The 5678-nt window shown below is 48.5% G+C and carries 5 protein-coding genes and 1 pseudogene; 2 read left to right on the top strand and 4 right to left on the bottom strand.

The window, feature by feature from the left end; all coding sequences use genetic code 11:
- A pseudogene (locus tag RMO52_RS02870) lies at positions 1–158 on the bottom strand (cysteine--tRNA ligase); the annotation flags it as partial.
- Between the two features lie 182 nt (positions 159–340).
- On the opposite strand from RMO52_RS02870, the gene RMO52_RS02865 reads away from it, so the two are divergent.
- Both RMO52_RS02865 and RMO52_RS02860 read left to right on the top strand, forming a co-directional pair.
- A complete protein-coding gene (locus tag RMO52_RS02865) occupies positions 341–1456 on the top strand; it encodes a GTP-binding protein (RefSeq protein ID WP_309741267.1) in 1116 nt (371 codons plus the stop codon).
- A 73-nt stretch (positions 1457–1529) separates the two neighbouring features.
- Positions 1530–2018 carry an MEKHLA domain-containing protein gene (locus tag RMO52_RS02860; RefSeq protein ID WP_310410696.1) on the top strand — a complete coding sequence of 163 codons (489 nt, stop codon included), beginning with the start codon at positions 1530–1532 and terminating at the stop codon, positions 2016–2018.
- A gap of 349 nt (positions 2019–2367) precedes the next feature.
- Here RMO52_RS02860 and RMO52_RS02855 read toward each other — a convergent pair whose 3' ends face one another.
- From RMO52_RS02855 to RMO52_RS02845, 3 genes are all read right to left on the bottom strand, one after another.
- Complete coding sequence (locus RMO52_RS02855) at positions 2368–4386, bottom strand: NAD(P)H-quinone oxidoreductase subunit 5 (protein WP_310410694.1); 2019 nt, start codon at positions 4384–4386, stop codon at positions 2368–2370.
- Positions 4387–4857: 471 nt separating this feature from the next.
- Positions 4858–5349, bottom strand: coding sequence for a DUF427 domain-containing protein (locus RMO52_RS02850; protein WP_310410691.1), 492 nt, complete (start codon positions 5347–5349; stop codon positions 4858–4860).
- 67 nt (positions 5350–5416) lie between these two features.
- Positions 5417–5678, bottom strand: a 262-nt coding sequence (locus RMO52_RS02845) for a hypothetical protein (RefSeq protein WP_310410689.1), incomplete at its 5' end; no start/stop codon positions are given.

Below are 5678 nucleotides of genomic sequence, written 5' to 3'. Positions count from 1 at the left end.
CGACGCACGGTATCCCAAACAATATACGATCGAGCGTGACCGAGATGGCAGTAGTCGTATACAGTCACCCCGCAGCAGTACATTTTCACCTGGTTTGGTGTCAAGGTTTGGAACGGCTCTTTGGTTCTGGAGAGGGTGTTGTATATGGTTAGAGACATGATGATGACGCGATTTTGGCTGGAGGGGGCAGGCTTTAGGTTTTAGGTATTAGGCTTTAGGAAATGAGACTCTCAAATAAAGGTTAAAATGGCTAGTGAATCGTCGGAGCAGGACAATAGCTCTACTCTAAGTTTGCCATCTATTGACTGCGAATTGCTGTATTATCCTACCGTGTATTTTTATGACATCAACTACGATCGCGCCCACTCTCGAAATCATTGATGTAGACCAGAAGCTAGTACCTGTAACGATTATTACCGGATTTCTCGGTAGTGGGAAGACTACGCTGCTCAATCATATCCTCCAAAATCAGCAAGGTATCAAAACTGCGGTGCTGGTGAATGAGTTTGGTGAAATTGGCATCGACAACGATCTGATCGTTGCGACTGGCGAGGATATGGTGGAATTAAATAACGGTTGTATTTGTTGCACGATTAATGAGGATTTGGTGAAAGCCGTCCATAAGGTCTTAGCTCGATCGGAACAAATCGATTATCTCGTTGTCGAAACTACTGGATTAGCCGATCCTTTACCTGTTGCACTGACTTTTTTGGGTACGGAGTTACGCGACTTAACGCGACTCGATTCGATTATTACGTTAGTCGATGCGGCTAATTTTAGCCTCGATTTATTCAATAGTGAAGCTGCTCAAAGTCAAATTACTTACGGCGATATTATCTTATTGAATAAGACCGATCTGGTCGATGAAGCGGATGCAGACTTGTTAGAAGTTCGGCTGCGCGAAATGAAAGAAGGCGCGAGAATTATTCGGACGAGTAAGTCGGTAGTTTCATTGCCGATGATTCTCAGTGTGGGTTTATTTGAGTCGGACAAATATCTGGATGCTCCAGCAGAACACGCACACAGCCACGACCACGATCGTGCAGCCGAAGACCATTCAAATTGCGACCACGACCACGATAAGTGCGAGCACGACCATCCCGGACACGACCATCACGACCATTCACATCACTTGGATAATGATGGGTTTACATCATTATCTTTTGTGAGCGATCGACCATTCTTGCTACGGAAGTTTCAGCATTTCTTAGACAATCAATTAACTGTGAATATCTTCCGGGCAAAGGGATTTTTATGGTTTGATGAAAGTGATAAGTGTCATGTCTTCCATCTGTGTGGCAAACGCTTCTCGATCGATGATGAACAGTGGAAAGGTCAACCTCAAACTAAGTTTGTCATCATCGGACAAGATCTCGATCGTGCTAAAGTCATCAAGCAATTAGAAAATTGTTTGACTACTACTAAAAAAAATGCTGGCAAAGGGTTTGGGAAGTAAGATTTGAATCTAAAGTGAGGTGGTGGGCGATGCCCACCCTACTTTTTTTGTTTGCTGGTAGCCTTTTTGAGATATGAATAAACCGATCGAATCAATGGCACTTCCGGCTCCTGAAAATAATTACCAACAAGAGCATGTCTTAATTCTGTTGAATAATTTTAAGCGCTGGACTAGTCGCGATCTGATGCCAGAGTATGGATTAGCGATCGAGACATTGGGCGAACAGGTATTTAATGCCGACTTTTATCTATTGAGTCACGATCGATCGGCAGATCCAATTTTGACATATGGCAATCAACGAGTGCTCGATCTGTGGGAAGTTTCTTGGGCGGAGTTGACAAATATGCACTCTCAAGCTACTGCTAAACCAGTCGATCGACTAGCGCGAGCAGCGATGATGGAGCGAGTCAAACTTCATAACTATGTGGATGGTTATAATGGTGTCCGAATTAGTAAAACGGGCAAAGAATTTAAGATTCTAGATGGCGCGATCTGGAATCTATTTAGAGACAATGGTGAGGCTTACGGACAAGCTGCTTGGTTTAAATCGATCGAGCAATAAATGACGGCGATGTTACTAACCGATCGATCGACGGAGTTCGCTCATTGCTGTGGGATGCGGGGATCTACCCACCCCGCCCTTCGGGCACCCCTCCGAGGAGGGGATTTGTCGGCAAGAGTTGTGGGATAAGAGGACTTTATTTGCATCGAATCTCATCAGCAATCACTCCACTACCTACACCCACCATCAACTCAAAAAAATCCCCTCCTCTGCAAAGGCAGTCAAAAAAATCCCCTCCTCGGAGGGGTGCCCAACGGGCGGGGTGGGTAGATCTCTGCCTCCCACCTCAACTTAGCTCACTAAACCGTCAGGTTTCCCAACGGTGTAAAACAGACAAGATACCCTCCGATTAGGTAACTCCAAACACAATTACTAATCCCAACACTGCCCCAAAGACAATCAAGGCGTAGAATTGAGCGCGTCCGGTTTCGAGATATTTCAAACCTTCACCGCCGAGTAATGTGGCTAAACCTGTGAGGTTGACAGCACCATCGACGACGCGGTAATCGACTTCCATCACCTGACGGGCAACTCGGCGCAAACCGATGACGAAGACGCTATTGTAAATATCGTCGATGTACCACTTATTCAGGGAGAGATTGTAGAGCGCGGGGATTTTGGAGGCGATCGCGCTGGGATCGATTTTGCGGCTGAGGTACATTAGAGATGCTAGTGTAATGCCGATTAGACCGATACCGACGGAACTACCCGCCATGACTAAGAATTCATTGAGGTCGAATTCATGGGCGACTTCTACGGCACGACCGGGAGCGGCAATAAATGCCTCAAAGTAGTTATTAAACGGCGTGCCGACTAGACCGATGAGGGCAGAGGGGACGGCGAGGATAACTAGGGGTAAGGTCATGCTCCACGGCGATTCGTGGGGCGTAGCAGCATGGCTGTGAGCGGTATCGTGATGGTCGTCATGAGCATCGGCACCACTCGGACGGGCGGCTGCGAGCAATTGCTTTTGAATCTTGGTATCATTGCCCCGGAAACTGCCCTCGAAGGTCGAGAAATACATCCGGAACATGTAAAACGCCGTGATCCCTGCTGTGAGGAAACCAACGACCCACAACAGCGGATTTGCGGCATATGTGGCACCGAGAATTTCATCCTTCGACCAGAAGCCCGCAAAGGGGGGAATCCCGGAGATGGCTAAGGTACCGATGAAAAAAGTACTAGCAGTGATGGGCATCTGTTTCCGCAAGCCGCCCATCAAGCGCATATCTTGAGCTAAGACTGGGTTGTGTCCGACGACATCTTCCATGCCGTGAATCACCGAACCCGAACCCAAGAACATCATCGCTTTGAAGTAGGCGTGAGTCATCAGGTGAAATAAACCAGCAGAGTATGCGCCGACGCCCAATGCCATCACCATATAACCCAGTTGGGACATGGTGGAGTAGGCAAGACCTTTTTTGATATCATTTTGGGTAATCGCGATCGAGGCACCCAGGAAGGCAGTCACTGCGCCCGTCCAGGCGATCGTGTCCATGGCAGCGGGGATATGCTCGAAGACGGGATACATCCGGGCGATCAGATACACACCAGCGGCAACCATTGTCGCGGCGTGGATCAGTGCCGAAATCGGTGTGGGGCCTTCCATTGCGTCTGGTAGCCAGACATGGAGCGGGAATTGAGCAGATTTGGCAACTGGCCCCAAAAATACCAGAATTGCAAAGAGGGCAGCTAAACCACCACCAATTGCGCCAGAGGCGACTAATTCTTGGAGTCTGTCGCCCATGATTTGAAAGTCAAAGCTTCCAGTCGCCCAGTAGAGACCGAGCATTCCTAGTAGCAGTCCAAAGTCACCGACACGGTTGGTGACGAAGGCTTTTTGACAGGCATCGGCGGCAGCTTTGCGATCGTACCAAAAGCCGATCAGCAAGTAAGAACACATGCCCACCAATTCCCAGAAGATATACACCTGCACGAGGTTGGGACTGACAACTAAGCCCAACATCGAGGAGCTAAATAAACTCAAGTAAGCGTAAAACCTGACGTAGCCGGGATCGTGAGCCATGTACCCGTGGGTGTATAGCATCACCAAGATGGCAACGGTAGTGACGATGACCAACATCAATGATGTCAGATGGTCGATCGTGTAGCCCATATTCAGATGGAAATCACCCGCAGATGCCCATTCAAACGATCGGGTATAAACGGGGTGTCCTTGAAATTGGCTGACTAGGAGGGCGAAGGACATGACCATCGCCGCACCGATGAGTGAAATAATCAGAACTGCATTAAGATCTCGCAGTCCATTGGTAAATTTGTTGAGCGAAATCAATCCCAATCCGACTAGCATCGCCCCGGCTAGGGGAAATACTGGAATCAACCAGGCATAATCGTATAGTGCTTCCATGTATTACTTAAAATCTAACGATCGAGGATGGATAAACTAATCTATTGTGACTGCGATGGCAGTGTGAGTGAGGATCGCTGGTTTCGAGCGAGATAGCGATTCCTGCCTCATCCATTATGCTTCAATTAGTCGTTTTTCAATATTTAGCTGCTGATAGGGGGAACATCCAGGCGATCGGGTGTCCTATGAGCAATTATACCGATCCCCATCGCTCCGATCCGATCGATGTTGACGATTCGCCACTTTGGCGATCGAAAAATGTGAGATTTAACCCAAGTTACTACCTGTAACCCCAGCGGTTAGAAACCGCCGCTCGGAGTGCAAAGTCCGCCTTCGCGGACTGAATTATTAGTCCGCGAAGGCGGACTTCGCATCATTAGCCGCGCCTACCCTTCGGGAACGCTTCGCGAACAGTCGCAGGCAAGAAATAGATAGCAACATGGGTTATTTAAGGCTGTTTAAGTAGTCAATTTACCAGCCCCAGCTCCCCGGACTACCTTTAAATGGCCCGACAATATCCTTGGTAATCCAACCACCGTAGAACTCGCCTGGTTGGGGCGTTACCAGCTCATCATCGATATAGCAGGCATCCATCGGCTGAGCGTAGAATGCTAAGTAGTCCGCGATCGATCGAAACTTTTCGGTGGGTGTCGGATAAGCCCACGCCACATTTTCGATCCGCTTATCGCCGACGGTGAGATGGTAATAAATGGCGTTACCTTTCCATTCACAAAAAGAGCCGCGCGCAGTCGCTTGCAAGTACTGCATCTGAAGATCTGCGGGTGGTAAATAATAGACGGGTGGATGGCTGGTTTCCAGCACGCGATAACCAGCGGTAGTATCGGCGATCGTTTGCCCGTTGAAGACGATCCGAATCCGTTTGTCAACTTTTTCTAAGCGTGGGGGACGCGGGTAGTCCCAGACTGATTCTTGTCCTGGTTGGGGGGTGATGGGTTGGGGCATTTGTGGGGTAAGGGGTAAGAGGTAAGAGGTAAAAGGTAAGAGGTAATAAGGTATCGATTCGATCGAGTTAGGATAGCAGGGTGCTGAAGGAGGGGTCGTCGGGAGTGACTCGGATGCAACGACACCAATGTACCAAATCGAGATTGAGTTTGCGAGCGAGCTGCTGGAGTCGATCGATCGATTCTTGGTTGGGGGGAATGTTAGAATCTTGACCGATCGCTATTACGCGAACTTTACCATTAGGGGCTAATCCATAAATAGCAAAATCATCATTTAATCTAAATGAATAACCGTCATTGATTGGCGATCGCGAGCCATCATAAGTTATC

The sequence above is a fragment of the Chamaesiphon sp. OTE_8_metabat_110 genome (assembly GCF_031382685.1).
Classification (GTDB): domain Bacteria; phylum Cyanobacteriota; class Cyanobacteriia; order Cyanobacteriales; family Chamaesiphonaceae; genus Chamaesiphon.
Note: the sequence above shows the minus strand (reverse complement) of the source record. Positions and strands in the feature narration are given on the sequence as shown.